General features: G+C 69.2%; 24 protein-coding genes. 20 read left to right on the forward strand and 4 right to left on the reverse strand.

Going from position 1 to position 24754, the window contains the following annotated elements:
• On the reverse strand, positions 1–186 hold a 186-nt coding region (locus AC1D1S_RS08585), incomplete at its 3' end, for a DUF6458 family protein (RefSeq protein WP_476994231.1).
• A gap of 258 nt (positions 187–444) precedes the next feature.
• Here AC1D1S_RS08585 and AC1D1S_RS08590 point away from each other — a divergent pair.
• From AC1D1S_RS08590 to AC1D1S_RS08605, 4 genes are all read left to right on the forward strand, one after another.
• Positions 445–1062: an alpha/beta hydrolase gene (locus AC1D1S_RS08590; protein WP_243178355.1), complete on the forward strand. Its 618-nt coding sequence runs from the start codon at positions 445–447 to the stop codon at positions 1060–1062.
• A gap of 308 nt (positions 1063–1370) precedes the next feature.
• A complete protein-coding gene (locus AC1D1S_RS08595; RefSeq protein ID WP_476994232.1) occupies positions 1371–1745 on the forward strand; it encodes a substrate-binding domain-containing protein in 375 nt (124 codons plus the stop codon).
• Positions 1746–1862: 117 nt separating this feature from the next.
• Positions 1863–2606, forward strand: a complete 744-nt coding sequence (locus AC1D1S_RS08600; RefSeq protein ID WP_223914646.1) for an HAD family hydrolase — start codon at positions 1863–1865, stop codon at positions 2604–2606.
• Positions 2607–2668: 62 nt separating this feature from the next.
• Positions 2669–4999 carry a glycoside hydrolase family 65 protein gene (locus AC1D1S_RS08605; RefSeq protein ID WP_476994233.1) on the forward strand — a complete coding sequence of 777 codons (2331 nt, stop codon included), beginning with the start codon at positions 2669–2671 and terminating at the stop codon, positions 4997–4999.
• Here the strand turns inward: AC1D1S_RS08605 and AC1D1S_RS08610 are convergent.
• Positions 4996–6336: an MFS transporter gene (locus AC1D1S_RS08610; RefSeq protein WP_476994234.1), complete on the reverse strand. Its 1341-nt coding sequence runs from the start codon at positions 6334–6336 to the stop codon at positions 4996–4998. The two genes, AC1D1S_RS08605 and AC1D1S_RS08610, sit on opposite strands and share 4 nt — an antisense overlap.
• Before the next feature lie 127 nt (positions 6337–6463).
• Between AC1D1S_RS08610 and AC1D1S_RS08615 the strand changes: the two genes are divergently transcribed.
• The 7 genes from AC1D1S_RS08615 (at position 6464) to AC1D1S_RS08645 (ending at position 16475) form a co-directional block, all read left to right on the forward strand.
• A complete protein-coding gene (locus AC1D1S_RS08615) occupies positions 6464–7402 on the forward strand; it encodes a hypothetical protein (RefSeq protein ID WP_476994235.1) in 939 nt (312 codons plus the stop codon).
• Entirely contained in the window at positions 7393–8142 is a 750-nt protein-coding gene (locus AC1D1S_RS08620) for a LamB/YcsF family protein (RefSeq protein WP_476994236.1), read from the forward strand. The genes AC1D1S_RS08615 and AC1D1S_RS08620 overlap by 10 nt, the downstream gene beginning before the upstream one ends.
• Before the next feature lie 130 nt (positions 8143–8272).
• Positions 8273–11983, forward strand: coding sequence for a nitrate reductase subunit alpha (locus tag AC1D1S_RS08625; RefSeq protein WP_476994237.1), 3711 nt, complete (start codon positions 8273–8275; stop codon positions 11981–11983).
• Positions 11983–13725, forward strand: coding sequence for a nitrate reductase subunit beta (gene narH, locus AC1D1S_RS08630; protein ID WP_476942668.1), 1743 nt, complete (start codon positions 11983–11985; stop codon positions 13723–13725). Before AC1D1S_RS08625 ends, narH begins: the two co-directional genes overlap by 1 nt.
• Complete coding sequence (narJ, locus tag AC1D1S_RS08635) at positions 13722–14342, forward strand: nitrate reductase molybdenum cofactor assembly chaperone (protein ID WP_243178363.1); 621 nt, start codon at positions 13722–13724, stop codon at positions 14340–14342. The genes narH and narJ overlap by 4 nt, the downstream gene beginning before the upstream one ends.
• 2 nt (positions 14343–14344) lie before the next feature.
• Positions 14345–15190, forward strand: coding sequence for a respiratory nitrate reductase subunit gamma (gene narI / locus AC1D1S_RS08640; RefSeq protein WP_243178364.1), 846 nt, complete (start codon positions 14345–14347; stop codon positions 15188–15190).
• 73 nt (positions 15191–15263) lie between these two features.
• Entirely contained in the window at positions 15264–16475 is a 1212-nt protein-coding gene (locus AC1D1S_RS08645; RefSeq protein WP_476994241.1) for an MFS transporter, read from the forward strand.
• Between the two features lie 13 nt (positions 16476–16488).
• On the opposite strand, the gene AC1D1S_RS08650 is transcribed toward AC1D1S_RS08645, so the two are convergent.
• Positions 16489–17694 (reverse strand): DUF445 domain-containing protein, encoded by a 1206-nt coding sequence (locus AC1D1S_RS08650; protein WP_476994242.1) that lies wholly within the window; start codon positions 17692–17694, stop codon positions 16489–16491.
• 182 nt (positions 17695–17876) lie between these two features.
• On the opposite strand from AC1D1S_RS08650, the gene AC1D1S_RS08655 reads away from it, so the two are divergent.
• The 5 genes from AC1D1S_RS08655 to AC1D1S_RS08675 all read left to right on the forward strand — a co-directional run bounded on the left by AC1D1S_RS08655 (position 17877) and on the right by AC1D1S_RS08675 (position 20763).
• Positions 17877–18779 carry a glycerophosphodiester phosphodiesterase gene (locus tag AC1D1S_RS08655; RefSeq protein ID WP_476994238.1) on the forward strand — a complete coding sequence of 301 codons (903 nt, stop codon included), beginning with the start codon at positions 17877–17879 and terminating at the stop codon, positions 18777–18779.
• Between the two features lie 96 nt (positions 18780–18875).
• Complete coding sequence (locus AC1D1S_RS08660) at positions 18876–19322, forward strand: DoxX family protein (RefSeq protein WP_028275275.1); 447 nt, start codon at positions 18876–18878, stop codon at positions 19320–19322.
• Positions 19283–20092, forward strand: a complete 810-nt coding sequence (locus AC1D1S_RS08665) for an AzlC family ABC transporter permease (RefSeq protein ID WP_243178366.1) — start codon at positions 19283–19285, stop codon at positions 20090–20092. Before AC1D1S_RS08660 ends, AC1D1S_RS08665 begins: the two co-directional genes overlap by 40 nt.
• Entirely contained in the window at positions 20089–20400 is a 312-nt protein-coding gene (locus AC1D1S_RS08670; RefSeq protein ID WP_028275273.1) for an AzlD domain-containing protein, read from the forward strand. Before AC1D1S_RS08665 ends, AC1D1S_RS08670 begins: the two co-directional genes overlap by 4 nt.
• Before the next feature lie 108 nt (positions 20401–20508).
• Positions 20509–20763 (forward strand): hypothetical protein, encoded by a 255-nt coding sequence (locus AC1D1S_RS08675; RefSeq protein WP_243178367.1) that lies wholly within the window; start codon positions 20509–20511, stop codon positions 20761–20763.
• Positions 20764–20814: 51 nt separating this feature from the next.
• Here AC1D1S_RS08675 and AC1D1S_RS08680 read toward each other — a convergent pair whose 3' ends face one another.
• Positions 20815–21447 carry a TetR/AcrR family transcriptional regulator gene (locus AC1D1S_RS08680; protein WP_028275272.1) on the reverse strand — a complete coding sequence of 211 codons (633 nt, stop codon included), beginning with the start codon at positions 21445–21447 and terminating at the stop codon, positions 20815–20817.
• A 177-nt stretch (positions 21448–21624) separates the two neighbouring features.
• Here AC1D1S_RS08680 and AC1D1S_RS08685 point away from each other — a divergent pair, with 177 nt between their 5' ends.
• From AC1D1S_RS08685 to AC1D1S_RS08700, 4 genes are all read left to right on the forward strand, one after another.
• Positions 21625–21990, forward strand: coding sequence for a thiamine-binding protein (locus AC1D1S_RS08685; protein WP_243178368.1), 366 nt, complete (start codon positions 21625–21627; stop codon positions 21988–21990).
• 92 nt (positions 21991–22082) lie between these two features.
• Entirely contained in the window at positions 22083–22760 is a 678-nt protein-coding gene (locus AC1D1S_RS08690) for an O-methyltransferase (RefSeq protein ID WP_243178369.1), read from the forward strand.
• A 244-nt stretch (positions 22761–23004) separates the two neighbouring features.
• Entirely contained in the window at positions 23005–24111 is a 1107-nt protein-coding gene (locus tag AC1D1S_RS08695) for an acyl-CoA dehydrogenase family protein (RefSeq protein ID WP_476994239.1), read from the forward strand.
• Positions 24105–24754: PIG-L deacetylase family protein (locus AC1D1S_RS08700; protein WP_476994240.1), on the forward strand; the 650-nt coding region annotated here is incomplete at its 3' end. The genes AC1D1S_RS08695 and AC1D1S_RS08700, both read left to right, overlap by 7 nt.

Raw genomic sequence — 24754 nt, forward strand, 5'->3', positions numbered from 1 at the left:
GACCCGGCGCGTGCGGCCCCGTCCTGGGCCGGCGAGGACGAGAGAAGCGATGAGTCCAATCACGCCGACCGCCATCAGGATGTAGCCGATCATGGCCTGGTTCACATTGGGGATCAGCCCCGGGGCGACAGCCCAGGCGAGGATGGCGCCGATGGCGATGAGGAAGATTGCGGAACCGATTCTCATAACGTGCTCCTTGATGCCCGGGGGCGGACTGATGATGGTAAGCATGCTGTCCAGCGTCACGCTACAACCCCGCCCCGGCTGTTTCAATGAAGCGCCCTCCGCCCCGCGGGGAAATTTCCGCGCCGGTTTCGGCCCGCCGCGCCTTTTCCGGACGGATGCGCCACGGATCCGGGGGCGGAGGTCCGCTTACGCCGCGGAAACCGCGGAGCGCGGCCCGTGCGTGGCGGGACGCGTGGCGGTGCTGGATAGGCTGAGCCAATGGAGACGGTGATCTGGTCGAAACCCGAACACGAACGCGGCGGCACCCCGCTGCTGGTGATGCTGCACGGCTACGGTACGGACGAATTCCGCATGTCCAAGCTGTTCGCTTCCCTGCCGCCCGAGTTCAGTTGCGCCGCCCTGCGTGGACCCAAGGACATTGGAGACCACTACGGCTGGTTCCTGCTGGACTATTTCCTCACCCACGACTTTGCCGACGTCATCGCCTCCACGAACGCGGTCTTCGCCTGGATCGAGTCGGTCAAAGCCCGGCACAGCAGCGTCAGCCTGTTCGGATTTTCGCAGGGGATGGCGATGGCCAGCACGCTCCTGCGGCTCCGGCCGGAACAATTCCGCGCAGCTGTGGGGCTCTCGGGTTTTGTCCTGGACAACGAACTGCTGGCGATGAGCGAATCGTTCACCGCCCGGCCGCCGTTCTTTTGGGGCCGGGACAAGGGCGACGTCGTCATCAACGACGCCGCTACCGAGCACACCGAGGCGTGGCTGAACCGGAATACCCAGCTCACGGCCAGGACCTATCCGGGCATGGGCCACACGATTTCGAAGGCCGAACTCGTGGACGTCGGTGCGTTCCTGCGGCACTACGTCCTGCGCTGACCGGGCGCTGACCGGGCACTACGTCCTGCGTGACCAAGGCGCTGACCAGGGCGCCGGCCCGGCCCGCCAAACCCCCGGCCAAGCGGCCCCGCCAACCCGTTCCCAATCCGCTGCCAAACTCCGGATCATCCACTTGCATGCCAAATATGTAAGCGCTTACAATCGACCTCGGCCATGAACACCGGGCCCACTACTTCGGGGGGAAGAAAGGGCTGAGCCCGTGCCGCAGGCCAACACCCCGCGCGTGAGAATCCAGGACGTCCCCGCGCTCCCCGGACTCTCCATCTGCACCGTCTCCTCCGGACCTCGTGCTCGACGCCGGCTTCGGCATCGAAGGCGGCCGGCTGGCCGTGGTGGAGCCTGTGGAAAACCCCGGGATGCCGTCCGCGATCCTCGCGGGTTGCGACGGGACAGCCTGCTGTGCGCTCATGGCCATGCGGGAGCCCGGTTTGTCAGCGCCGGAAAACGTGTCCATCATAGGAATAGACGATCATCAGATGAGTTGGTTCCTGGGCCTGACCACAATTGCCCAGCCACTGGCCGACCAGGGCGCGTTTGCGGCCAACCTGCTGATTGAAAGACTTCATCGCTCAGGACTTGCCAATCCGCCGCCTGCCAGTCCGCCGTCGAACCATCTGCCGGACACCACGTTGGTAGAGCGAACCGGCACGCGCCGATGCTGATCCGGACGGCGTCCGACGCCGGAACGGCCCCAAACGAGCAGCCCTGAACTGCCTGCCGTAGACCATCTCTTTGACCAAACCGTCTTGCCTGCCCGTCGTCTGAAAGGACCTCGACTCATGACTGTAGTTCCCGACACCTCCGGCCTCGCCGGTGCGCTCTCCGGTGCAACCGCCATCCTTTTTGACCTCGACGGCGTCCTGACCCCCACCGCCGTGGTGCACGAGCACGCCTGGAAGCAGCTCTTTGACGGCTTCCTGGCCTCGGTCCCCGGTGCTGAGCCGTACCGTGAGAGCGACTATTTCGACCACATCGACGGCAAGCCGCGGTTTGACGGCGTCCGGGACTTCCTGGCCTCCCGCGGGATTGTGCTGCCCGAGGGCCCGGTGAACGACGAGCCCGCGCATGACACGGTCCACGGACTCGGCAACCGCAAGAACAAGGTCTTCAACGACATCGTCGAGGCCGGCGGAGTCCAGCCGTACGAGGGCTCCGTCCGGCTGGTTGAGGCCGCGCTGGCCCGCGGGCTCAAGCTCGCCGTCGTCTCCTCTTCCCGCAACGCCCCTGCCGTGCTGAAGGCTGCCGGCCTGTCCGACTACTTCCCGGTGGTGGTCGACGGCGTCGTCGCCGTCGCCGAGGGACTGCCCGGCAAGCCCAGCCCGGCCACCTACGAATACGCCGCGCGGCTCTTGGGCCTGCCGAGCCAGGAGTGCGTCGTGGTGGAGGATGCCGTCTCCGGCGTCCAGGCCGGCAGCGCGGGAGACTTCCGCTCGGTGATCGGCGTCGACCGCGGCGCCGGCCGGCAGACCCTGCTCGACGCCGGGGCCACGGTCGTGGTCAACGACCTCGCCGAACTGCTCTAGCCCGGCCCGCTCACCCCACCGCCCAGCCCACTGCCACTCCCGCCGAAGGAACCCCCCAAACCATGGCTCTCATCACCTCGGACCGCGCCCGGTTCCCCAACGATCCCTGGCAGCTGGTCGAGACCGTTCACCTTCCCGGCAATGCCGGCACCCTGGAGACCCTGTTCAGCCTCGGCAACGGGCACCTGGGCATCCGCGGCGCGCACTGGGGTGCCGCGGACGCCGAACTTCCGGGCAGCTTCATCAACGGATTCCACGAGACCTGGGACATCAAGCACGCGGAAAACGCGTACGGCTTCGCCCGCACCGGCCAGCGGATCCTCTACGTCCCGGACGCCAACAACTTCACCGTCATCATCGACGGCGAGCCGCTGAGCCTGGAGGAGTCCACCGTGCTGGACTACCGCCGGTCGGTGGATTTCGCCACGGGTATCTACGAGTGCCGGATCACCTGGCAGTGCCGTTCCGGTGCGACCGTGACCACCACCGAACGGCGCGCCGTCGGTTACGCAACCCGAGGGGCGCTGGGCATCAGCCTCGAATTGGCGGCTGACCGGGATATCTCCGCGGACGTCACGTCCTCGGTCATCAACCGCCAGGACCAGCCGGTGGAGGACCACTCCGCCCATGATCCGCGCCGCGCCGGCCGGCACGCCGGCCGTGTGCTGCTGCCCCTGCGTCTCGACGGCGGGGACGGCTCCCTGCGCCTGTCCTGGGAAGCCTCGGAATCCAAGCAGCGGCTTGGGATGGCCGTGGATCACTGGACCTCGGCCGGCGTGCAGCCGTTCGACACCCAGGTGGACCAGGACGACAGCAGCGTGCGCTACGTGCTCGCCGTCAGCGCGGACGCACCGTTCCTGCTGGAGAAGAGCGTCAGCTACGCCGTGGGGCAGGCCGCCGAGGACCTCGCCGACAGCGCCGAAGCCAGCCTCAAGCCGGTCAGCGAGATCTTCGCCGAGAGCGAGGACCACTACCGCGCCTACTGGAGCACGGGCGACATCGTCCTGGCGGGCCAGACCGAGCTCCAGCAGGGCGTCCGCTGGAACCTCTTCCAGCTCGCGCAGGCCACGGCCTGCGCCGATGTGGCCGGCATCCCGGCCAAGGGCGTGTCCGGCTCCGGCTACGACGGCCACTACTTCTGGGACCAGGAGGTGTACCTGCTGCCCTACCTGACCTACACCAACCCGGGCAACGCCCGCCAGGTCCTGGAATTCCGCCACGACCTCCTGCCCGAGGCGAAGATCCGGGCCAAGGAGCTCAGCGTCGACGGCGCGCTCTTCCCCTGGCGCACCATCAACGGACTCGAGGCCAGTGCCTACTACGCGGCCGGCACAGCACAGTTCCACATCGCCGCCGCGATCGCCTTCGCGACAAACCGGTACATCTGGGCCAGCGGGGACGCCGAGTTCCAGGCCACCCTGGGCTCCGATCTGCTGATCGAGACTGCACGGATGTGGGTCTCACTCGGCTTCTTCGGCAAGGACGGACTGTTCCACATCCACGGCGTCACGGGCCCCGACGAGTACACCGCCGTCGTCAACGACAACCTGTACACGAACGTCATGGCGCGCTTCAACCTGCGCGCCGCGGCGGCGCTGGACCACCCGGAGATCGACGACGCCGAACGCCAGCTCTGGGAGCAGGCAGCCAACCGCATGCAGCTGCCCTACGACGAGGACCTCCAGGTCCATTCCCAGGACAACGACTTCATGACGCTGGAACCGTGGGACTGGACCACGCCCCGGTCCAAGTACCCGCTCCTGCTGCACTTCCACCCGTTGGTGATCTACCGGCACCAGGTCCTTAAGCAGGCCGACACCGTGCTGGCCATGTTCCTGCAGTGGCAGGACTTCACCGCCGAGGAAAAGCGGCGCGCCTTCGATTTCTACGATCCCATCACCACGGGCGACTCCACGCTGTCCGCCTGCGTCCAGGGCATCATGGCGGCCGAGGTCGGCTACGGGGAGGCCGCGCTGGACCACTTCACCCACGCCCTGTTCATCGATCTCGACGACACCCACGGCAACACGATCGACGGCGTCCACATCGCGTCCACCGGCGGCGTGTGGAGCTCGCTGGTGAGCGGCTTCGCCGGGCTGCGGGACCAGGGCGCGGTGCCGTACTTCGATCCCCGGCTGCCTGCCGAATGGGACGGCCTCGAGTTCCACCTGAAGATCCAGGGCAGGCTCCTGCACATCGGGCTCGAGCAGGATTCGATCAGCCTGACCGTCCGTGACGGCGCGCCGCTGGAAGTCGACGTGCGCGGGGAACTGCTCACCGTCGATGGCGACCCGGTCCGGGTCCCGCTGGCACCCGTCACGGTTCCGGAGCCGACCGTCTTCCCCAGCGGCCTCCCGACGGCGTCGATCCCGGTGGTGCGCGCCGCAGTCTAAACCGGGCCGGGCTGTCCTGGTCCGGAGGATTCGGCAGGGGTCGGGGCGTCGGCGGGCTCCTCACCGCCGGCGAGGGGGTGGGCCAGTTCATCGGCCGGCATCCGCGCCACGACCATCGCGACGACGGCCATCGCCGGGCACACGGTCCCGGCGACGAGGAAGATCAGCCACACCGGCAGCACCTCGGCGGCCGGCCCGGCGAGTGCCATGGAGACCGGCATGAGGGCCAGGGATACAAAGAAGTCCAGGCTCGAGACGCGGCCCAGCAGATGCGGCGGCACCCGGCGCTGGAGCAATGTTCCCCAGATCACCATGCCCACGCCGCCGGTGGCGCCGAAGATGAAGAGGGCGGCGGCCAGGGCCCAGAAACTGTCCATGATTCCGACGGCGGCGATCGGCAGGCTTCCCGCTCCCCAGGACACCATCATCACGGTGAGGTAGCGGCGCGGGAGGGGAAAAGAAGCCGTGGCCAGCGAGGCTGCGGCACCGCCCACGCCCATGATGGCGAGCAGGAAACCGAACATGCGCGCGTCCCCGCCGAGCTGGTCCCGGACCACGAAGGGGATCAGGACCTCGATGGGGCCGATCAGGAACAGCACCGAAATGCAGGCCCAGAGCAGGGTCCACAGCAGCCAGGGCGTCCGGACGGTGTAGCTGACGCCCTCGCGGAGATCGTGGCGCAAGGACGTCTTGGCCCGCGACTGGCCAGATTCGGTAGCCTCTCCGCTGACCGGGACCCCTGCCGCGGGCTGGCGGTGGAGGAGGTTCAGGATGCAGAAGGCCACCAGATGGCAGGCCGCCACTCCGGTGACGGCGTAGGCGGGGGACAGGGCCGCCACCAGGATGCCCGCAACGGCCGGTCCGGCGGCCTGCTGCAACAGCGGCCGCATGGTGCCTTCCAGGCCGTTGGCCGCCAGCAGGTCCTCCGGCGGCAGGATCCGCGGCAGGATGGCGGAGTAGGCCGGGAAGAAGAACGCAGCCCCGACGCCGAGCACGAAGGCCCCCAGCGCGAGATGCCACAGCTCGAGCAAGCCGGCCAGGGCCAGCCCGCTGACAGCGGCAACGACGGCGAGGTTGGCGCCCTCGACCGCGATGATCAGGAGCCGCTGGGGCACGCGGTCCGCGGCGATGCCGCCGGCCAGCAGAAACGTCACCAGCCCGACGCTGCCCGCCGCGGCCACGACCGAAAGCTCCAGCGGTCCGCCGCCCAGGTGGATCACCTCGTAGACCATCGCGACGGCCCACATCCCGGAACCGAAGATGGAGATGGCCAGCGCCGTGATCAGCACGCGGTACTCCCGGTGCGCGAAGGGGCGGAGGGCTCGCAGGGCGGGCATGGGCCCAGTCTAGTAGCCAGCCGGCCGGCCGGGCTGAGACCCCTCCGGGGCGCAGCGGCGGCCCCGCCTGCCTGCCCGTGTGTAGTGTTAAGTGCACTTAGTTTTATGGTTCCGACGAGAGGCGATCATGGCCAAGCGCAGCAACCCGGCAATGAAGATTGCCCAGGAAACAGCCCACAGCGCGATGTTCGACGCCGCCGGCCAGCCCCGGCCCGGCCTGCACAAGGTGCTCCTGCGGGCGGTTGAAGTCCAGCGGCCGCTGGTGCTGGCCAATATCCGCAGGCTTCAGCGCAGGCATCCGCACGCCACCGCGGCGCAGCTCGCCGCCATCCTGGAGCGCGACTACCTGCTGGCCGTCACCGGCGGCGGTGCGCTGGTCGGCGGGGCTGCCGTGATTCCGGGCGTCGGAACTGCGGCCGCACTGGGTCTCTCGGCCGCCGCAGCAGTCGGATTCCTCGAAGCCACCGCACTGTATTCCACGGCTCTTGCTGAACTGCACGGGATCCGGATGGTGGACCCGGACAGAGCCAGCACCCTGGTCATGGCGGTCATGCTGGGCGAGGAAGGCACCCAGCTGCTGAGCTCGCTGAGCGGACAGGCCGCGGGCCGGGGCAAGGGGCCCACCCAGGCGTGGACCGCGGCCTTCACCCGCCGCGTCCCTCTCGCCGGCTTCGGTACAGTGCGGGCCAAGATGCAGACGATGTTCCTGCGCTCCCTGCTCAAGACCCAGGGCACAGCCTGGCTGGGCCGTGCCCTGCCCTTCGGTATCGGCGCCGTCGTAGGCGGCGTGGGCAACCGGGTGATGGGCCATGCGGTCGTCGCGAACGCCAAGGAAGCCTTCGGGCCCATCCCGGACACGATTCCGGGAGAACTGCAGGCCCTTGCGGAAACCACCGGCCCGGCCGCGCTCTACGAAACTTCCCTGGACGCGCAGCCGGACGGCGGCGCCCAGGGCGGCGGCACCCAGGGCGGCGGCACCCAGGACAGCGGCCGCCCGGACGGCGGCACCCGGGGCAGCGGCGCTCCGAAGACTTCAACGAAGGACGGCGGCACGTTTTGGATCTGAACACTGACCTGGGGGAGTCCTTCGGGACCTGGACCAAGGGCGCCGACGCCGCGATGTTTCCGCTGGTCACGAGCGCCAGCGTGGCCTGCGGGATGCACGCCGGGGACCCTGTGACCATGCTGGACACCTGCCGGGCGGCGTACGAGCTCGACGTCAACGTCGGTGCCCACATCGGCTACCCGGACCTGGCCGGCTTTGGCCTGCGCTCGCTGGATATGACCTTTGACGATCTCTTCGGCGCGGTCCTCTACCAGCTCGGGGCGCTCGACGGCGTCGCCCATGCCGTGGGCGCCTCGGTGGACTACGTCAAGCTGCACGGGGCGCTCTACGACCGCACCGTGCACGACGGCGAGCAGGCCTCCGCCGTGATCGCCGCTATCCAGGCCTACGATCCCGGACTGCCCGTCCTCGGCTTCCCCGGCTCAGCCCTGCTGGAAATCGCCAAGGAAGCCGGGCACCCCGTCTACTCCGAGGCCTTCGCCGACCGTGCCTACTTCCCCGACGGCACCCTCGTGCCGCGCACCGAGGTGGGGGCGGTGATGCTCGACGCCGGACAGGTTGCCGAGCGGGCGGTCAGGCTCGCCACAAGGGGCGAAATCGAGGCCGTCGACGGCACCGTGCTCCGGATCGAGCCGCAGTCGCTGTGCCTCGAGGGCGACACCCCCGGCTCCGTTGCCACGGCGACCGCGATCCGTGCGGCGCTGGAGGCTGCCGGCGTCGAGCTGGAGAGCTTCGCCTGACCCGCTGGCCCTGACCCGCTGGCCCTGAACTGCGGGGCCGGCCGGGCAGCTCCCGGGCCGCCCGGACCCGGGGCTGCCACAGTGTCCTAAGGCCCTGTTCCGGCCAGAAGGGGCACCCTAGCTTGAAGGAATGACTGCCGGAGACGCGGCGGGGCTGGACGGGCCCGCCTCGGATGCAATGTTGAAGCTGGGCCGATTCTTTACGAAATGGGACCAGACCGACGACGGCAGGGCGGTGTTCCGCGAGGGTGGCCGCAAGGGCGACATCTTCTACCGGGACCGCTGGAGCCACGACAAGGTGGTCCGGTCCACGCACGGGGTGAACTGCACCGGCTCCTGCTCCTGGAAGGTGTACGTCAAGGACGGAATCATCACCTGGGAATCCCAGCAGACTGACTACCCCTCCGTGGGCCCGGACAGCCCGGAATACGAGCCGCGGGGCTGCCCGCGCGGCGCGGCCTTCTCCTGGTACACCTATTCGCCCACCCGGGTGCGTTTTCCGTATGCGCGGGGCGTCCTCGTCGAGATGTACCGCGAGGCCAAGGCCCGGCTGGGTGACCCGGTGCTGGCCTTTGCCGACGTCGTGGGCGACCCCGCGCGGCGCCGCCGCTACCAGCAGGCCCGCGGCAAGGGCGGCCTGGTGCGGGTCTCCTGGCAGGAGGCGATCGAAATCGCCGCCGCCGCGCACGTGAACACCATCAAGGCCTACGGCCCGGACCGCTGCGCCGGCTTCTCGCCCATCCCGGCGATGTCCATGGTCTCGCACGCCGTGGGGACCCGCTTCATCCAGCTGATCGGCGGGGTGATGACTTCCTTCTACGACTGGTACGCCGACCTCCCCGTGGCCAGCCCGCAGGTGTTCGGGGACCAGACCGACGTCCCGGAATCGGGGGACTGGTGGGACGCCCGGTATCTGATGATGTGGGGCTCCAACGTCCCCGTCACCCGCACCCCGGACGCGCACTGGATGGCCGAGGTGCGGTACCGCGGCACCAAGGTGGTCACGGTCAGCCCGGACTACGCGGACAACACGAAGTTCGCCGACGAATGGCTCCCCGCGCAGGCCGGAACCGACGCCGCGCTGGCCATGGCGATGGGGCACGTCATGCTCAAGGAATTCTTCGTCGACCGTGAGGTGCCGTTCTTCGCCGACTACGTCCGCCAGTACACCGACCTGCCGTTCCTGGTCGGTCTCGAACGGCGCGACGACGGCACGCTGACACCGGCCAAGTTCCTCACCGCCAAGGACCTCCCTGCCGCTGCCGGGGCCGAGGACGCGGCGTTCCGCACCGTCCTGTTCGACAAGAAGACCGGGCTGCCGGCGGTCCCCAACGGCTCGATGGGCTTCCGCTACTCAGAGAGTGGCGAGGGCAAGTGGAATCTGGACCTCGGAGCGATCGAACCGGCGCTGTCCCTCCGGGAAGTCTCAACGGAAAGCGCCGAGATCCTGCTGCCGTGCTTCGAGGACGCCGGCGGGGACGGCAGCGTGCTCCGCCGCGGCGTGCCCGTCCTGGAGGTGGAAGGCCAGCTGGTCACCACCGTCTTCGACCTCATGCTGGCCCAGTACGGGGTCGGCCGCGACGGGCTCCCGGGGGACTGGGCAGCCGGCTACCAGGACGCAGCGACACCCTACACGCCGGCCTGGCAGGAGGAGATCACCTCCGTCCCGGCGCAGGCCTRCATCCGGGTGGCCCGCGAATTCGCCCGCAACGCCGAACAGTCCAAGGGCCGGTCCATGATCATCATGGGCGCCGGGATCTGCCAGTGGTTCCACGGCGATACCACCTACCGGGCGGTGCTGGCCCTGGTGATGCTGACCGGCTGCATGGGCCGCAACGGCGGCGGCTGGGCGCACTACGTCGGCCAGGAAAAGACCCGGCCGGTCACCGGCTGGCTGTCGCTGGCCAACGCGCTGGACTGGTCCCGGCCGCCGCGGACCATGATCGGCACCGGCTACTGGTACATGCACACGGACCAGTGGCGGCAGGACGGCTACTGCGCGGATGCGCTGAAGTCCCCGCTCTCCACCGGGGCCCTGGACGGCATGCACACCGCGGACGCCCTGGCCCAGTCCGCCCGGCTCGGCTGGATGCCGTTTTACCCGCAGTTCGACCGGAACCCGCTGGACCTCGCGGACGAAGCCGGGGCGGCCGTAGCCGCCGGCACCGCGACGGATGCCGCCGGCTACATCGCCGATGCCCTGAAGAGCCGCACCCTGAACCCGGCGATCGAGGACGTGGACGCCCCGGAAAACTGGCCGCGGACCCTCGTGCTGTGGCGCTCCAACCTGTTCGGCTCCTCGGCCAAGGGCAACGAGTACTTCCTGCGGAACCTGCTGGGAACCCACAACAACGTCCTGGGCCAGGACCATGCCGAGGGGCTCAAGCCCAAGGATGTGAAATGGCATGAGCAGGCGCCCGAAGGGAAGCTGGACCTGCTGGTTTCCGCGGACTTCCGGATGACCTCCACCACCCTGCTGTCCGACGTCGTGTTCCCGGCCGCCACCTGGTATGAAAAGCACGACCTGTCCTCCACCGACATGCACCCGTTCGTTCACGCCTTCACCCCCGCGATTGACCCGCCGTGGGAGACCAAGACGGACTTCGACACCTTCCACCTGCTGGCCCAGGAGTTCTCCCGGCAGGCCAAAACCCACCTCGGCGTCCGCCGGGACCTGGTGAGCGTGCCGCTGCAGCACGACACGCCCGGCCAGCTGGCCCAGCCCGGCGGGATTGTGCGGGACTGGCGGGACATGTCCGTCCCCGCGGTCCCGGGTCAGAACATGCCCATTTTTTCCGTCGTCGAGCGGGACTACACCGCCATCGCGGACAAGCTCGCCGCCGTCGGGCCGCTGGCGGACAAACTGGGCTTCACGGTCAAGAACGTCACGTACAAACTTGCCGGGCCGTTGGACCGGCTCAGCCGTTCCAACGGGGTGATGCTTGGCGGTGCCGCGGACGGCCGTCCCGCGATCGACACGGACGCGAAGATGGCCGAGGCCATCCTGGCGTTCTCCGGCACCACCAACGGGGCGCTGGCCGTGCAGGGATTCAAGGACCTGGAAATCCGCACCGGGAGGAAACTGGCGGACCTGGCCGCGGGCTCCGAAGAAAAATTCATCACTTTCGCCCAGACCCAGGCCGGCCCGGTTCCGGTGATCACCTCGCCGGAATGGTCCGGCTCCGAGACCGGCGGCCGGCGCTATGCGCCCTTCACCATCAACGTCGAGCGGCTCAAGCCCTTCCACACGCTGACCGGCCGGATGCACTTCTTCCTGGACCACGACTGGATCCGGGACATCGGCGAGGCGCTGCCGATCTACCGGCCGCCGCTGGACATGCACCGGCTCTTCGGCGAGCCCAAACTCGGCCAGGACGGGAAACTGGAGGTGGTGGTCCGCTACCTGACCCCGCACTCCAAGTGGTCCATCCACTCCGAATACCAGGACAACCTGCTGATGCTCTCGCTCTCCCGAGGCGGCCCGACCGTCTGGATGAGCCCGGCCGACGCGGCGGCCATCGAGGTCAAGGACAACGACTGGGTGGAGTGCCTGAACATCAACGGCGTCCTGGTGGCCCGGGCCATCGTCAGCCACCGGATGCCGGCCGGCGTGGTCTATGTGCACCACGCGCAGGAACGCACCATTGACGTGCCCAAGTCCGAGGCCACCGGGCGGCGCGGCGGCATCCACAACTCCGTGACCCGGCTGCTGGTCAAGCCCTCGCACCTGATCGGCGGCTACGCCCAGCTCGCCTACGCGTTCAACTACCTTGGCCCCACCGGAAACCAGCGCGACATGGTGGCCACCGTCCGGCGTCGTTCCCAGGAGGTGCAGTACTGATGCGTGTCATGGCCCAAATGGGCATGGTCATGAACCTGGACAAATGCATCGGCTGCCACACCTGTTCCGTGACCTGCAAGCAGGCCTGGACCAACCGTGCCGGCACCGAATACGTGTGGTTCAACAACGTCGAAACCCGCCCAGGGCAGGGCTATCCGCGCCGCTACGAGGACCAGGAGAAGTGGCACGGCGGCTGGGCGCTGAACAAGCGCGGGAAACTGGTGCTCAAGGCCGGCGGCCGGGTCAAGAAGCTCTTCGGGATCTTCGCCAGCCCGGTCCAGCCCGAGCTCAAGGACTACTACGAGCCATGGACCTACGACTACAAGACCCTCGTTGACGCGCCCCTGGGCGACGACTTCCCGGTGGCCCGGCCCAAGTCCCTGATCACCGGGGAGGACACCAAGATCACCTGGTCCGCGAACTGGGACGATGACCTCGGCGGCTCCGCCGAGAACGGCCACCTGGACCCGATCGTGGAGAAGGTCCGGCGGGAATCCGAGGACAAGATCAAGTTCGCGTACGAACAAACCTTCATGTTCTACCTGCCGCGGATCTGCGAGCACTGCCTGAACCCGTCCTGCATGGCTTCCTGCCCCTCCGGCGCGATCTACAAGCGGGTGGAGGACGGGATTGTGCTGGTGGACCAGGACAAATGCCGCGGCTGGCGCCAGTGCGTCACCGGCTGCCCCTACAAGAAGATCTACTTCAACCACAAGACCGGCAAAGCCGAGAAGTGCACCTTCTGCTACCCGCGGGTGGAGGTGGGGCTCCCGACAGTCTGCTCCGAGACCTGCGTGGGCCGGCTGCGGTACCTGGGGCTGTTCCTGTACGACGCCGACGCCGTCACCGCGGCGGCCTCCGTCACGGACCCCCGGGAGCTCTACGACGCCCAGATGGACGTGCTTCTGGACCCGAACGACCCCGCCGTCCAGGACGAGGCCCGGGCCCAGGGCATCCCCGAAGACTGGATCGACGCCGCCGTGCGCTCGCCGGTCTACGCCCTGGCCAAGGTCTACAAGGTGGCGCTGCCGCTGCACCCGGAATACCGGACCATGCCGATGGTCTGGTACGTGCCGCCGCTCTCACCCGTGGTGGACCTGCTGCGCGACCAGGGCCACGACGGCGAGGACACCGGCAACCTTTTCGGCGCCATCGACGCGCTGCGCATCCCGGTGGAATACCTCGCTGAACTCTTCACCGCCGGCGACGCGGACCGGGTCACCGCGGTGCTGAAGAAGCTCGCCGCCATGCGCTCCTTCATGCGCGGCATCAGCCTCGGCAACGACCCGGACGACGCCATCCCGGAGGCCGTGGGGATGGACAGCCAGAGCATGTACGAGATGTACCGACTGATGGCGATCGCGAAATACGAGGAGCGCTACGTCATCCCGAAGGCCCACGTGGAACAGGCCCACGACCTCGAGGAAATGGGCTGTTCGCTCGACTTCGAGGGCGGCCCCGGCATGCAGGATACCGCTCACTTCGGCGAAGCCAGCGGCCGGCCCGTCCCCGTGGCGGTGGAAACCTTCAACGCCCTCCGGGACCGGCAGACCTCCGGCTCCGCGCCCGGCGAAACCACACTGCGCGGCAGGGTGAACCTGCTGAACTGGGACGGCACCGGAGCGCCCTCCGGGCTTTTTCCGGAAAAGGCGTTGCTTCCGGAAAAACCGCCTCCGGAGAAACCGCCGCCGCCGAAACCGGCGGCCCCCGCGGAATCCCCTCCGGCGGGGGAGCAGCCATGACCCGCCGCCAGCAGGTCCTCTACCTCGCCGCGGCCTGGTGCCTGTCCTACCCTGACGAGGAACTGACCGGCCGGGTCCCGCTGATGCGGGCCGCTCTGGCAGAGTTCCCCGGCGCCACGGCGGACTTCGTTGCAGTCCTGGACCAGCTGGAGTCCACGCCGCCGATCCAGCTCCAGTCCCAGTACGTGCGCGAGTTCGACCTCGGAAAGCGCCACGCCCTGCACCTTTCCTACTGGACTGACGGGGACACCCGGCGCCGCGGCGAGGTTCTGGGCAACTTCAAGAAGACCTACCGGCAAAGCGACATCCTGGTGGACACCCACGGCGAACTGCCCGACTACCTCCCGATGGTCCTCGAATACGCCGCGCTGGTGGACCTGGCGGCCGGCCGCGAGCTGCTGACGCGCTTCCGGGCGAGCCTGGAGATGCTCCGCTTCGGGCTGCTCCGGGACCAGCTGCCGCACGCCCGGATCCTGCAGGCCGTCTGCGCCACGCTGCCCGGGAAATCCCCGGCGGACGAGCAGGCCGTCATGCGGATGGCCGGCTACGGCCCGCCCACCGAGGCCGTGGGCCTGGACCCGTACGATCCGCGCCTGCTGCCCGTGAAGGGGGCCTGAGCATGCTGGCATTCGAAGCGGAACCCGGATCCGCCGTCGGACTCTCCGCACTGGACATCGTGCTGTGGGGCGTTCTCCCGTACGTCATGGTGGTGGTTTTGGTCGGCGGGCTTCTCTGGCGCTACAAGTACGACCAGTTCGGCTGGACCACGAGGTCTTCCCAGCTCTATGAGTCCAGGCTGCTGAGGATTGCGTCCCCGTTGTTCCACTTTGGCCTGCTCGCCGTAATCGCCGGTCACTTCTTCGGCCTGGTCATTCCGATGGGCTGGACCCAGGCGGCCGGGATGAGCCAGGAGTTCTACCACTTCAACGCCCTGCTGGTCGGCGGAATCGCCGGGGTCGGAACGCTGGGCGGGATCCTCCTGCTGATCTACCGCCGCCGGACCACCGGGCCGGTCTTCATGGCCACCACCGGCAATGACAAGACCATGTACGTGGTGCTCACCGCGGCCATTGTGTTCGGGCTGTGGACCACCTTGGCGAGTGTCTTCGAGGGCGAGCACGGGCACAATTACCGCGAGACCGTGGCCCCGTGGTTCCGCTCGCTGTTCATCTTCCAGCCCGACATCGCGGCGATGGCCGCGGCGCCGTTCTCCTTCCACCTGCACACCCTGGTAGGCATGGCGCTGTTCGTGATCTGGCCGTTCACGCGCCTGGTCCATGCCTTCACGGCCCCGTTCCACTACCTCTTCCGCCCCTACATCGTCTACCGCTCCCGGGACCGGGAAACCGGTGGGGCCGGGGCCAAAGGCACAGCCGGCGCTGCCGGCGCCCGGAGCTCCACGGCCGGCGCGCGGCGGGGCTGGTCCGCCGTCGGAACCCGGGACCGGGACACCAGGAACCGGTGACCCGGTGCCATCGCTGAAGCTGAGTTGCTGAACTGCTTGTTGACCAAGGAAGGAGACCGCCGTGGCCGGAGCAATGTTCCCGCCCGTTGCCGCCCCTGCGGGCCGGGCGCTCAATCTGACGCTCGCCACCTCGACCTCCGTGGTGTGCTTCTGGGCCTGGAACTCCATCGCCACGCTGAGCGCGTTCTACACCCAGCACCTGCACCTCAATCCGGCCACCACCGGCGTGCTCGTGGCCATGCCCGTCTTCGTCGGCTCGCTGGGGCGGATCGTCGTCGGCGCCTTGACGGACAAGTACGGCGGCCGCGCCATGTTCACTTTTGTCCTGCTGGCCTCCATCGTCCCGATCCTGCTGGTTTCCGTCGGCGGTAGCCTCGACTCCTTCGCCGTAGTGCTGGCTGCCGGCGTGCTGCTGGGGGTCGCCGGAACCGTCTTCGCCGTCGGGATCCCCTTCGTCAGCGCTTGGTACGAGCCCGCCCGGCGGGGTTTCGCCACCGGCGTCTTCGGCGCGGGCATGGGCGGAACGGCCCTGGCCGCCTTCCTGAACCCCCGGCTTGTCGCCGCCATCGGCTACGTTCCCACCCACCTGCTGATCGCCGCGATTCTGGCGGTCATGGCCGCCATCATCTGGTTCCGAATGAAGGAGGCGCCGGGCTGGACCCGCAGCAACGCGCCCGTGATGCCCAAGCTGATCGACGCCGCGAAGACCCCGGTCACGTGGAAGCTGTGCTTCCTCTACGCAGTCCTCTTCGGTGGCTTCGTCTCCTTCGCCACGTATCTGCCCACGTACCTCCGGGATGTCTACAGCTTCGATCCCAGCGCCGCCGGCGCCCGCACCGCGGGGTTTGCGCTCGCCGCCGTGCTGGCGCGCCCGGTGGGCGGCGTACTCGCCGACAAGATCGGTCCCAAGCCCGTGGTGATCGCCGCCCTCGCCGGCGTCGCTGTCCTCGCCTGGGTGGTGAACCTGCAGCCCGACGGCGATGTCCCCGCCGGCCTGACGTTCGTCGCCATGGCGGCGGCGCTGGGCCTGGGCACGGGCGGGGTGTTCGCCTGGGTGGGGGTCCTCGCGCCGGAGGGCAAGGTCGGCAGCATCAGCGGGGTGGTCAGCGCGGCCGGCGGCCTGGGCGGCTACTTCCCGCCGCTGATCATGGGCGCCACCTATGACGCCGCGGCGCACAGCTACGCGATCGGGCTGCTGCTGCTAGTCGCCACGGCGCTCGCGGCGCTGGTCTTCACCATCTTCGCCATGCACGGCAGGACCAAGGCCAAGGTCGCGGCCGCCTAGCGCAGCCCAGGGACTAGCCGAACAGCAGGGTGGCCAGCGTAAAGATGGCCAGCCCGGCCAGGGCGCCCACCACCGTGCCGTTGATCCGGATGAACTGCAGGTCCCTGCCGACCTGCAGCTCGATCTTCTGCGACGTCTCTTCGGCATCCCAGCGGGCCACGGTGTCCGTGATGACCCCCGCGATGTCCGAGCGGTAGGTCTTCACGAGGTAGCCGGCCGCGTCGCCGATCCAGGCGTTCACCTTGCCGGCGAGCTCGGGATCGACCAGCAGCCGGGTGCCGAAGTCATGCACGGCCGCCTTGAACTTGACGGTCAGTTCGCTGTGCGGGTCATCGACGGCGGTGAGCAGGGCCGTCTTGATGGTGTCCCAGGTGCGGGAGGCGAGCTCGCGGACCTCCGGGTCGCCGAGCACTTGGGCCTTGATGCCCTCGGCGCGGGCGATCATGACAGGATCACGCTGCAGGTCCTGCGCGAGTTCCTTGAGGTACTTGTCGATCGAGAGGCGGACCTGGTGCTGCGGGTCGGACTGCACGGCGCGGGTGAACTTGAGGATCTCCACGTACACCTTGTCGCCCACCAGCCCGTCCACGAACGAGGGCACCCACGTCGGGGACCGGTCGGTGACCAGCCTGTTGACCGTCTCCTGGTTGTCCCGCACCCAGTCCACGGTGCGGTCCACCATTAGGTCCACCAGCGCATGGTGGTGCCCGTCGTCGAAGATCCGCTCGGCGAGCCGGCCCACCGGCGGCCCCCACGGCGGGGTGAGCAGGTGCTTACGGACCATGGACTCGATCACGGCCTGGACGTCGTCGTCGTTGAGCACCTTGAACGCGCCGCGGATGACGGCGGCACCCTCCTTGGCGACCCGGTCCGGGCCGCCGGGGCTGGACAGCCAGGCGCCGGCCTTGCGCGCAATGTCTGCGGACGCCAGCTTCTCCTGGACCACCTGTTCGGAGAGGAAATTGGTTTCCACGAATTCGCCCAGCGAGGCGCCGATCTGGTCCTTGCGGCGCGGGATGATCGCGGTGTGCGGGATCTTGATGCCCATGGGGTACTTGAACAGGGCCGTGACGGCGAACCAGTCCGCGAGGGCACCGACCATGCCGCCCTCGGCCGCGGCGCGGACATATTCGAGCCCCGGATACTGCTTCTGCAGGGCGAACGCGACGATGAAAATCACCGCCATGACGATCAGCAGCGAGAGGGCCAGGAGCTTCATCCGGCGCAGCGCCGCGGCCTTCTCGCGGTCGCTGGAGGCAGCGGAACGCTGCCCGGGGGGACCGCCCGGCCGGGCGCCGCCCGGACGTCCCGCGGCACCGGTCAGGGAAGTTGCCTCAGTATTCACCTGCATGAGCCCAGCCTAGCCCGCCACGGAAACGGACGGTCCGCTAACGTGGCACCATGACCACTGATGAGCCTGCCGCCGCCGCCCGGCCTTTGGTCTATGCCCACCGCGGCTCCAGCGGAACCTTCGCCGAGCACACCCGGGCCGCGTACCTGCAGGYCATCGCCGACGGCGCCGACGGTGTGGAATGCGATGTCCACCTGACCCGGGACCAGCACGTGGTGCTCCTGCACGATGCCACCCTGGACCGCACCTCGGACGGCACGGGCCAGGTGGCCGACCGGACCCTGCAAGAACTCCAGGAACTGGACTTCTCCTCCTGGAAGGGAGTCCGGATCCCGGAKGCCTACGGCGCCAAGTCCGGGCAGTTCCTGACCCTGCCGGACCTGCTCGACATCCTGCGCGCGGCCGGCCGCGGGATCGGGCTGGCGATCGAGTTTAAACACCCGAGCCCGTACCAGCTCAGACTCGAGGACCGGGCCCTGGAGGTCCTGAGGGTCGAGGGCTGGGATCCGCGGACGTCGATGCTGGAGAACATCACGGTTTCCTTCATGAGCTTTAGCCCCGACTCCGTAAAACACCTCCTGGAGTCCGTGCCGGCCGCGGCCGTCTGCCAGCTCGTGGACGACGTCAATGTGGCGGACATCCGGGAGGAACTGGGCCTCGGTGCCCTGACCGGCGGGGCGCTGGCCAACGTGATGAAGGCCGCCCAGGCTGAGGGGGAACGGATCCTGGCGGCGGCCGAGGCGGGCATTGCCGGCCCCGGCATCGGGTACGTCCGCACGCACGCCCCGGCCGTTCAGCGCTGGCTCGCCTCGGGGCTGCGGTGCCGGGTGTGGACGGTCGACACCGAGGACGACGTCGAACGGTGCCGGAAACTCGGGATCCAGGAGATCACMACCAACTGGCCGGCCCAGGTCCTCTCCCAGCTCATGGCGGACAGCCGGCCCCCACGGTAGCCGCCTGGCCGCTCCACGGATCCTGGGCCGACATCTTCACATCCCCTGCGTCCCCGCGGATTACGGCCGGCGTGGCCGCTGTGGTTGAGTTGTTGCATGCCATTTCGCCGGCCCGTCCCGGACCTCCAGACGCTATCCGCGGCAGCGATGAGCGCGCTGCTGCTCACCAGTGCCGCCAAGCACTTCCGCGAGCCTGAATTTTTCCACCCGGTGGTACCCGACTTCCTGTGCCGGGACGACTCCGGCGAGCAGCCGAACGGGCCCCTGGCCGTCCTGTCCCGTGAGGAATGGGTGGCAGTGAGCGGGCTGCTGGAAGCCGCCGCCGCCGTCGGGCTCCTGGTCCCGGCCACCCGGAGGGCCGCCGCGGGCTGTGTCACGGCGCTGTTCGCAGCCTTCCTCGCCGGCCACGTGGACGCCCTGCGCAAAGCCTACGGGCCGGAGGGCTCGCCTCGCCGGCGACGCGTGCACACCCTGCGGCTCCCGCTCCAGGCGCCCCTCATCGCATGGGCCTGGACTTTGACACGGCGGAACCGGCGCCCGTGAAAATCCTGCAGTCACCGGCGGTGCGGATCGGTTTGTCGATCAGCATCGCCACCGGGCTCTACGGCGTCTCCTTCGGCGCGCTGTCCGTAACCTCAGGCCTGGATTTCTGGCAGACCATGGCGCTGAGCCTGCTGCTGTTCAGCGGCGGCTCGCAGTTCGCCTTCATCGGTGTGGTGGCCGGCGGCGGGTCCGGCGTCGCGGCGATGGGCGCCGCGACGCTGCTGGGCATGCGCAACGGCATCTACGGCATGCAGATCAATGCCCTCCTGCAGCCGCGAGGGTGGCGGAAGTTTGCCGCGGCCCAACTGACCATCGATGAGTCCACCGCCACCAGCACCGGGCAGACGGATCCCGACGAGCAGAAACGCGGCTTCTGGACCGCCGGAATCGGCGTCTTTGTTCTCTGGAACCTGTTCACCGCCCTCGGCGCATTGGCCGGCGGGGCACTCGGGGATCCCAAACAGTGGGGACTGGACGGCGCCGCCGTGGCGGCCTTCCTGGGCCTGCTCTGGCCGCGGCTGAAAGGTAGGGAACCTGTGGCCATCGCGGTGGTCTGCGCGCTGGCCACCGTGCTGGCCGTGCCGTTCGTGCCCCCGGGAGTGCCGATCCTCGTCGCCGCCGTGGTCGCGGCGGGGATCGGCTGGTTCAGCCACGGCCGCAGCGACGAGGGCCTGGAGCCGGACGTCGATCCGTACGCGGAGGACCACGTGCACCACCACCACGACCCTGCCCGCGATTCCCGCGGTGACCGCTCCGGAGACGACGCATGAACCTCTGGATGTGGCTGCTGCTCTCCTGCCTGCTCGCCTACGCCTGGAAGCTGCTCGGCTACCTGGTGCCGGCCAGCCTGCTCCGCAACCCGCGGACGTCCAGGATTGCCGGGACCATGACAATCGGGCTGCTGGCGTCCCTGACGGTGGTCAATGCCGTCGCCTCCGGCCAGTCGCTCGTCCTGGACGCCCGGCTTGGCGCCTTGGCGGCGGCGGCCATCGCTTTGTGGTTGCGCGCGCCGTTCCTGGTGGTGGTGATCGCCGGCGCGGCCGCGGCCGCCGGGCTCCGGCTGCTCGGCTGGGACTGACCCGTTCGTGGGACGCCTGACCGCGCTGGGCCGCGGACCGGCTGTGGGTGCGGCCGGAACGGTCTTTAGTCCCTACTTGGTGCCGGGATCGCATGGGAGCATTCGAACATGACTGAACACGACGGCGAGCTGCCGGCTGCCGACCGGGAGGCTGCCGATGAGCAGGCCGCGGAGCAGCAGGCCGCGGAGCAGCAGGCCGCGGAGCCGCGCAAGGATCAGCGCACCAAGGCGCACGAGCCGTATGTTTCCGGCGGGGCTGAGTCCACCCGGGAAATGCGCGAAATGTCCCGCCGCCGTCGGGAAGCCGAAGAGAAGCTTCAGCAACACCTTCTCGAAGCCAAGGAAAAGCCGGCCGAAGACTAGCGCGGGGCACCGGGCTGTCGGGGCACCTGCAGGAACCGGCGCTTATGGGTGCTAGCCGAGAACGGCGTCGAACGCGGTGCCCGTCAGCGGGGCCTGCGGCGGCAACGCCCGGTCCGGCCGCTCCGTCCGGATGGCGTCCTCAACCAGCGCCACGGGCCGGCGCCACGCGTCGGAGCCCGGCTCCATGGTGTCCACGACGCCGATCAGCATGGCCAGCAGGCGGATCATGTCCGTCATGGAAATATCGCTGCGCAGGGTGCCCTGCCCCTGGCCCCGGCCCAGCAGCACGGCGATGGATTCAATCAGGCCGCCCGTGATCCCGGTCAGCAGCCCGCGCCGGCCCGCGACAGCTCCCAGCAGGTTGGCTTCTTCGCTGGCGACATGCATCGTGGCATCGATGACCCGAAAGAGCCCTGCGGCGGCGTCAGGATCGGCCAGGGCCTCATCGATGGCCGGATCCACCTGCAGCCGGAGCTGCTGGTTCAGGGCAGCGAGCACCAGCTCTTCCTTGTCGGCGAAATTCCGGAAAAGGGTGGCGGGACCCACGCCGGCGGTGACGGCAATGGTCTGCAGCGGCACCTCGGGGCCGTGCTCGCGGAAGCACTGGCGGGCCGCGGCGATGATTTTGTCCACGTTGCGCGCGGCATCTGCGCGGAGCGGCCTGCGGTCTACTGCCCGGTTCATTTGCCTAGGGTAGCAACGCGAAGGGTGCGCGAACCTGTTACCGGCGGGTAGTGACTTATGTGACGGTGGCGGAGGTGCCCCCGGCCGCTGCCGGGCTGGAATCGCGTGAAAGACTAGTGCCGGACAGCCCGGAAGTTTTCGCCCCCGGTGTCCTGACTGAGTGAAGGGAACCACCACATGCTGGTCGCATTCTCCGTAGCACCCTCCGGTGACCCAGCCAACGGGCAAGCGCCCGGCGACGCGTCGGTCCACGACGCCGTCGCGGCGGCGGTGCGGATCGTCCGGGAGTCGGGCCTGCCCAACCGGACGAGTTCCATGTTCACCGAGATCGAGGGGGACTGGGACGAGGTCATGGACGTCGTCAAGCGGGCCACGGACGCGGTGGGCGCCTACGGTTCGCGCGTCTCGCTGGTCCTCAAGGCGGACATCCGGCCGGGCTACAGCGGCGAGCTGACCGGCAAGGTGGAACGGCTGGAAGACGCCATCGACGGGCAGGGCGCCGTCGGGGCCGGCCCGCAAATCCCAACCCGGCCGGGAAACTAGGCGTACTGAGCCGGACCGCACGCCGAAACGCGGGCGGGAACGGGGCGCCCGGAGGGGTACCGCCGGGCGCGGGCGGCTGGAACACTGGGGGCATGATCGAGCATCAATCCGCCCCCGGCTGGGTCGCCGTCGAGAACTTCCTCTCCGACGCGGTGGTCCGCCCGGACCGTTCACTCAAGCGCGCCGTCACCAGCGCGCTTGAGGCAGGCATGCCGCCCATCGAAGTGGCCCCCAACGCCGGCAAACTCCTGAAGCTGCTGGTCCAGCTCTCCGGTGCCCGCCGCGTCCTGGAGATCGGTACGCTGGCCGGCTTCAGCACCATCTGGATGGCCCAGGGACTGCCCGACGACGGCCGGCTGGTCACCTGCGAATACCTCCCCCGGCACGCCCGCGTCGCGCGCACCAACGTTGACGACGCCGGGCTGGGCCACAAGGTGGACATCCGGGTCGGCGCGGCGCTGGACACCCTGCCCGAGCTGGAAAGCGAAGCCGGGCCGCCCTTCGATTTCGTGTTCATCGATGCCGACAAGGAAAACAACCCACACTACCTGGACTGGGCCATCCGGCTTGGCCGGCCCGGCACCACCATCGTGGTGGACAACGTCGTGTGGGAGGGTGCAGTGCTGGACGCGTCGATGGACCCGGTCAACGCCCCCGGAATCATCAGCACCCTCCAGATGATGGGCGATGACCCGCGGCTGGACGGCACCGTGATCCAGACCGTGGGTTCGAAAGGCTGGGACGGCTTCGCCCTCGCGATCGTCCGCTAGGTGCAAGAGATTGTCCGCCGGGGCGAACGCGCCGGTGGCAGCCGACCCCGTGAAGCGCCCGGCCACCCCCAAGTGCTAAGTATGCTTAGATTACTTGTCGACGGCGCCAGCGATGGCGGCGCGGCCGCGGACGCGCAGGACTTCAGCCACGTGGCCGGGCCCAGCCCGATCCGCCCAGCCCGATCCGCCCAGCCCGATCCGCCCAGCCCGATCCGCCCAGCCCGAAGGAACACAGGCAGCCGAAATGAACGGGATCCCCATCTCGCACCACCCCCTACCTGTCCGGATCAGCTCCGCGGCCGCAGACCTGGTGACGATCAGCCCCCTGCTGTCCGAGGCGCAGGACGCCGTCGGCGATGTGCCGGCGCTGCTGGAGCTGGCCAAGGCGGCCGCGGCGGCGGCGCCCAAACCAGGGGACGGCCGGACCGCGTTCCTGTGGGAGATTCTGGCCTCCGTGACCGCCGTCGATGTCGCCGCCGGACGGGTGCTGGAACCACACCTGGATGGCGTGGCGATCCTGGCCCAGGCCGGCGACGAGGCGGCACGGCACGGCCGGGACTGCCCGGATCCCGACGGTGCCGACTTCGACGGGACCTGGGGTGTGTTCGCCGCCGAGGCGCCCGGCCTGCGGCTTGAAGCCAAGGAAGCCGCAGACGGCTGGATCCTGCAGGGATCCAAGCCCTGGTGCTCGCTCGCCGCCCAGCTGGACCATGCCGTGCTGACGGCCCATCTGGAGGCCGGAGGCCGGGCCGCCTTCGCCGTCGACCTCCACGCGAACGGGGTGGGCTTCGCGAATCCGGAGTGGACCAGCCGGGGGCTGCGCGAGATTCCCAGCGGCACAGTCCACTTCGAGGCCGTTTCCGCCGTGCCCCTCGGCGGCGCCGGCTGGTACTACCAGCGCCCGGGTTTCGCATGGGGCGGCATGGGCGTGGCCGCCTGCTGGCTCGGCGGCGCCGTCGCCGTGGCGCGCAGCTTCGCCGACTCCCTGCGGCACGCCGCCGACGGCGGACGGGAACCGGACCAGATTGCACTGGCCCACCTCGGCGAGATTGACCGAACGCTGGCCGCCCTGACCGCCTACCTGGCCGGCACGTCCGCGAGGATCGACGCCGGCGAACTCTCGGACCGCGGTGCGTGGCAGGAAGCTCTGCGCGTTCGCGGCAGCGTGGCCGCCGCCGTCGAACGCGTCCAGACGCTCGTGAGCCAAAATCTCGGTCCGGCCCCGCTCGCCTTTGACGAGCGCTACGGAAAACGGATGGCCGATCTCGCCCTGTACATCCGCCAGCACCACGCGATGCGCGACGACGCGCAGCTGGGCGCCCTGGCACTGGCCGAAAGCAACCCATGGTGACCTTCACCCACAACGACGCCGGGACCACCGAGGCCGCCTGGGCCGGCAGCCGTGCCGCCGGGCTGCCGGACCTGCCGCTGGATGACGGGGCGCTCGCCGGCCGGGCCTTCGTTGTCCTGGCCGCGCACCCGGACGACGAATCGCTCGGGGCCGGCGGGCTGCTGGCCCGGCTGCACGCCGTCGGCGCCACGGTCCGCGTGCTGCTGTGCACGGCGGGGGAAGGATCCCACCCCGGCTCGCCAACGACGACGCCGGAACAACTCGCGGCGGTACGGCTGCAGGAGTTCGGCGATGCCCTGAAACGCCTTTCCGGGGTCGGGAACGGGGCCGGGGACGTGGCGTGGCAGTGCCTGGGCCTGCCCGACGGTCACCTCGCCGGGCACCGGGAAGAGATCCGGGCCGCCGTCCGGGACGCGGTCCGGGAGGCGGCGGCCGTATGCGGTCGCGCCGCCGACGAGGTGGTCCTCGTGGCGCCCTACCGCTCCGATGGCCACACCGACCACGACGTCCTCGGATCCGTTGCCGCCGGGCTCAGCGCCGCGGCGGGCCACGCCCTCCTCGAGTACCCCATCTGGTACTGGCTGTGGGCGGCACCAGGCGCGCCGGACGCCGGCGGCGACCCGGCCGGCCTGACCGGACCCGG

The organism is Arthrobacter sp. P1_A5 (assembly GCF_056406825.1).

Coding starts and splice junctions, on each gene's coding strand:
- AC1D1S_RS08650 (WP_476994242.1), bottom strand. CDS start 17,694: ATGAAGCTCCTGGCCCTCTCGCTGCTGATCGTCATGGCGGTGATTTTC.
- AC1D1S_RS08670 (WP_028275273.1), top strand. CDS start 20,089: ATGAACCTCTGGATGTGGCTGCTGCTCTCCTGCCTGCTCGCCTACGCC.
- AC1D1S_RS08665 (WP_243178366.1), top strand. CDS start 19,283: ATGGGCCTGGACTTTGACACGGCGGAACCGGCGCCCGTGAAAATCCTG.
- AC1D1S_RS08590 (WP_243178355.1), top strand. CDS start 445: ATGGAGACGGTGATCTGGTCGAAACCCGAACACGAACGCGGCGGCACC.
- narH (WP_476942668.1), top strand. CDS start 11,983: ATGCGTGTCATGGCCCAAATGGGCATGGTCATGAACCTGGACAAATGC.
- AC1D1S_RS08605 (WP_476994233.1), top strand. CDS start 2,669: ATGGCTCTCATCACCTCGGACCGCGCCCGGTTCCCCAACGATCCCTGG.
- AC1D1S_RS08660 (WP_028275275.1), top strand. CDS start 18,876: ATGCCATTTCGCCGGCCCGTCCCGGACCTCCAGACGCTATCCGCGGCA.
- narI (WP_243178364.1), top strand. CDS start 14,345: ATGCTGGCATTCGAAGCGGAACCCGGATCCGCCGTCGGACTCTCCGCA.
- AC1D1S_RS08600 (WP_223914646.1), top strand. CDS start 1,863: ATGACTGTAGTTCCCGACACCTCCGGCCTCGCCGGTGCGCTCTCCGGT.
- AC1D1S_RS08675 (WP_243178367.1), top strand. CDS start 20,509: ATGACTGAACACGACGGCGAGCTGCCGGCTGCCGACCGGGAGGCTGCC.
- AC1D1S_RS08615 (WP_476994235.1), top strand. CDS start 6,464: ATGGCCAAGCGCAGCAACCCGGCAATGAAGATTGCCCAGGAAACAGCC.
- AC1D1S_RS08645 (WP_476994241.1), top strand. CDS start 15,264: ATGTTCCCGCCCGTTGCCGCCCCTGCGGGCCGGGCGCTCAATCTGACG.
- AC1D1S_RS08695 (WP_476994239.1), top strand. CDS start 23,005: ATGAACGGGATCCCCATCTCGCACCACCCCCTACCTGTCCGGATCAGC.
- AC1D1S_RS08680 (WP_028275272.1), bottom strand. CDS start 21,447: ATGAACCGGGCAGTAGACCGCAGGCCGCTCCGCGCAGATGCCGCGCGC.
- AC1D1S_RS08610 (WP_476994234.1), bottom strand. CDS start 6,336: ATGCCCGCCCTGCGAGCCCTCCGCCCCTTCGCGCACCGGGAGTACCGC.
- AC1D1S_RS08685 (WP_243178368.1), top strand. CDS start 21,625: ATGCTGGTCGCATTCTCCGTAGCACCCTCCGGTGACCCAGCCAACGGG.
- narJ (WP_243178363.1), top strand. CDS start 13,722: ATGACCCGCCGCCAGCAGGTCCTCTACCTCGCCGCGGCCTGGTGCCTG.
- AC1D1S_RS08690 (WP_243178369.1), top strand. CDS start 22,083: ATGATCGAGCATCAATCCGCCCCCGGCTGGGTCGCCGTCGAGAACTTC.